The sequence below is a fragment of the uncultured Thiodictyon sp. genome (genome assembly GCF_903828115.1).
Classification (GTDB): Bacteria; Pseudomonadota; Gammaproteobacteria; order Chromatiales; family Chromatiaceae; genus Thiodictyon.
On the sequence record NZ_CAIKKU010000192.1, the window covers coordinates 1 to 3,344 of the forward strand.

Genomic DNA, 3,344 nt, shown 5'->3' on the forward strand with positions numbered 1-3,344 from the left:
AACTGCACCAGGCGGGTCAGTACCTCGCCTTTGATCTCCGCGATCGTCAAGGGCCCGTCGCGATGGCGTACCCGATAGACCAGATCGGAGTAGGCGGAGCGCAGATCGGCGGAGACGTAGGTGTCCTTGGAAATTTCCAGGGTTTCGAGGTCGATCTCGGCCAGCAGTTCGGGCGGCAGGTGGTGCCGCAGGAAGTCTACGGCAATCTCCCGGCGGCCGAAACTCTCGCGGAAGAAGGTGTCGTGGGGTGTGGCGATCTCGTTCATGGCATCAGAGATTAGTCGTGGCGCCTTGGCGGTGCAAGCTTCCGCGAGGTGACGTGCGCCGGGAAAATAGCGGGAACATAGGGGACGTACCACGGTTCTCGCATTGGCTGCGCACAGCAGGCGCGACAGGGGTCTTGGGCCATTGTTCATCGGCGCGCTCCGCTATTCGACGACGTGCAAGGTCCCGACCGAGATGCCTTCCCCCTTTCGAGCAGGGAAACCTCCTGGTGCTCGGCAATCTCAACCGGCTCCAGCGGGCGGAAGACGCCGCCCTCGTAAATCGCTTTTCAGGTATCGGGTCATGGGGAACCTCCGGGCGCACGGTGCGGTATGCCTGATGATAGGCCCGATCCGGGGTGCAGTTGCGCGCTGTAACAGAACGCCTTGTATGCCGGTCCCCATCGCAGTTCCGGGGCCACTTGGCGATTCATGACGGCCAGACCATCGTCATAGACCGCCTGTGCAAGCCGGTGGTCGGCGTCATCCGTTCCCAGCCGAAACTTCCGCAGAATAACCTCCGGTCTGGCCTCGTCGCCCGCCTGCAACTTCAATCCTTGGTCGGGTTGCGGGGAACAGGCTGCCACGATTGCGAGAATCGCCAGCGGACCGACGAGCGGGACGGGGCGGAACAGTGTCTTACCCATCTGCGGGCACACTCACTCGACAACCCGCAGGACGCCGACCGAAACTCGATCTCCCTTTCTTGCCACGATCAGCAGGTGATAAAGTTCTTCCCATCGGGCCGTTTCGGTGACGGTCACGCAGCCGAGCGACATGGCACCGGGATGCAGGTAACTGCGGCCCCGATGCCCGATGCGAAACCAGGTGCGCGCGTGGGGCGCATCAGGATAGTTGAGACCTCCCATGTTGTCGCCATCGTAACGGACCGCCCATGATCGCAACCGCCAAACTCGAGACCACCGGCCACCAGCAGACCCTACGCCTGCCCCCGGGCTTTGAACTGGCCGGCGAGGAGGTCTGGGTGCGCAAGGATGAGGCGACCGGCGAGATTACCCTGAGCGCCATAGCGCCCGGTCCCGACGAGGACCGCTTGGCGCTCCTGTTTGCCCTCCTGGACGAGTCGCCATTACCGCATGACTTCCTCGCCGAGTTGGTGCGGGCGCAGATGTCATGTAGCGCACAGGTAAACCGCGACACCTAGGGCGACAATACCGCCGGAAGCGGCGCGATCAGGTCTTGGAACAGGGGATTGACTTGGATCAAGGCGTCACCGCGCCGCCGCGTTCACTATCGCGGCAGTTCGCACGGCCAAGCGGCCAGCCCCGGAAGGCCGGGACCACCGCCGCTGGTCACGGCGAGCGGTACTTTCGTCGAGACGGCGATCCCTGGCCCTCCGGGCAGGGTTCGGACCTCCGTCGAGCCTTTCTCTTGCACCCTCCATCCTCGCGAGCTGCCATGAAATTCCCCAAGCCAGGCCGGCGCGCCTTGTCTCTGTTTGCCTTGCTGGTGCCGCTGCTCGGGGCCTTTGGGTGGCTGGCCTTCACGAGCGGTCCCTTGGCCCCGGTGCCGGTGACCCTCGTCACCGTTGCGCAGCGCCCGATCACGGCGGCCCTGTTCGGGGTGGGAACCGTCGCGGCGCGCTATACCTATCGGGTCGGTCCGACCTTCGCCGGCCGGGTCGGGCGGGTGGAGGTGCAGGTGGGCGAGCGGGTGCAGGCCGGGCAACTGCTCGGTGAGATGGACCCGGTCGACCTCGACGAGCGCGTCGCCGGCCAGGACGCGGCCCTGCGCCGGGCCGAGTCCGGGGTGGTGGCGACCCATGCCCAGGTGCGCGATGCCCAGGCGCGACGTGATTTCGCCGGCGCCCAGATGCGTCGTTACGAGCAGTTGCTGTTGGTCCGCACGGCCAGTGAGGATACCGTCGAGGCCAAGCGTCAGGAGGGCGAGGTGGCGCAGGCCGGTCTCGCCTTGGCCCTGGCCAACCTGGAGTCCGCCGAGCAGGACCTGGTGCGGGTGCGCGCCGAGCGTGCGGCCCTGGTGCGTCAGCGGGCCAATCTGCGCCTGCTGGCCCCGGTGGATGCGCTGGTGGTATCGCGTGATGCCGAGCCCGGCAGCACCGTGGTGGCGGGGCAGTCGGTGGTGGAGGTGATCGACCCGCGGCAGTTGTGGGTGGATACCCGCTTCGATCAGCTCGGCGCCGGTGCGCTGGCCGCCGGTCTGGGGGCCCGCATTGCGCTGCGCTCCCAGCCGCTGGGGACCTTGGCGGGCGAGGTCTTGCGCGTCGAGCCCAGGGCCGACGCCATCACCGAGGAGTTGTTGGCCAAGGTCGCCTTTGCGACCCTGCCCGATCCGCTGCCCCGACTCGGCGAACTGGCCGAGGTCACGGTCGCACTGGCCGCCCTGCCGTCCGCCCCGGCGCTGCCCAATGCGGCCCTGCACCGCCGCGACGGCCAACTCGGGGTCTGGCGGCTGGGGGACGCGGGCCCGCGCTTTGTCGTCATCGAGACCGGGGCGCGTGACCTGGATGGCTGGGTCCAGGTCCGCTCCGGCCTCCAGGCGGGTGATCAGGTGGTCCTGCACAGTCAGGCACCGCTGCGCCCAGGGCGTGCCGTCAAGGTGGTCGGGCAGCTCCCGGGGGTGCCGCAATGATCAGCCTGGCCGGGCGCGACATCCTGCATTCCTGGGGCAAGTTTGCCTTTACCGGCATGGGGCTCGGGCTATTGATCGGGGTCACGCTGTCCATGGCCGGGATCTACCGCGGCATGGTGGATGATGCGCAGATCCTGCTCGACAACAGCGGGGCCGACCTCTGGGCGGTCCAAAAGGACACCCTCGGCCCCTACGCCGAACCATCCAACCTCGCGGATGACCTCTACCGGAGCATCCAGACCCTGCCCGGGGTGGCGCGCGCCGCCAATGTCACCTATCTCACCATGCAGGTGCGCCCATTGGCGGGCGATCAGGCCGCGCGGGAGCGCCGCGCCATGGTCGTCGGCATCGTCCCCGGCGGGGTCGGCGAGCCGGGCCAGCCGGAGTTCCTGGTCGCCGGGCGCCACCTCACCCGCGGCCATTACGAGGCGGTCGCGGACCTGATGACCGGCTTCCGGCTGGGTGAGC

The 3,344-nt window shown here is 67.7% G+C and carries 5 protein-coding genes and 1 pseudogene; 3 read left to right on the top strand and 3 right to left on the bottom strand.

All coding sequences use genetic code 11. The annotated features are described in order from the left end of the window. The 3 genes from QZY48_RS07010 to QZY48_RS07015 all read right to left on the bottom strand — a co-directional run. The coding region (locus tag QZY48_RS07010) for an Rpn family recombination-promoting nuclease/putative transposase (protein WP_295429445.1) at positions 1-266 on the bottom strand (266 nt) is incomplete at its 3' end. A gap of 146 nt (positions 267-412) precedes the next feature. Next, positions 413-547, bottom strand: a complete 135-nt coding sequence (locus QZY48_RS34645; RefSeq protein ID WP_366929646.1) for an antitoxin family protein — start codon at positions 545-547, stop codon at positions 413-415. A gap of 375 nt (positions 548-922) precedes the next feature. Then, a complete protein-coding gene (locus QZY48_RS07015) occupies positions 923-1,132 on the bottom strand; it encodes a hypothetical protein (protein ID WP_295429447.1) in 210 nt (69 codons plus the stop codon). A gap of 26 nt (positions 1,133-1,158) precedes the next feature. Here QZY48_RS07015 and QZY48_RS07020 point away from each other — a divergent pair, with 26 nt between their 5' ends. The 3 genes and pseudogenes from QZY48_RS07020 to QZY48_RS07030 all read left to right on the top strand — a co-directional run. After that, a complete protein-coding gene (locus QZY48_RS07020) occupies positions 1,159-1,428 on the top strand; it encodes an AbrB family transcriptional regulator (RefSeq protein ID WP_295429449.1) in 270 nt (89 codons plus the stop codon). A 254-nt stretch (positions 1,429-1,682) separates the two neighbouring features. Beyond that, complete coding sequence (locus QZY48_RS07025; protein ID WP_295429452.1) at positions 1,683-2,876, top strand: efflux RND transporter periplasmic adaptor subunit; 1,194 nt, start codon at positions 1,683-1,685, stop codon at positions 2,874-2,876. Beyond that, a pseudogene (locus QZY48_RS07030) lies at positions 2,873-3,344 on the top strand (ABC transporter permease); the annotation flags it as partial. The gene QZY48_RS07025 and the pseudogene QZY48_RS07030, both read left to right, overlap by 4 nt.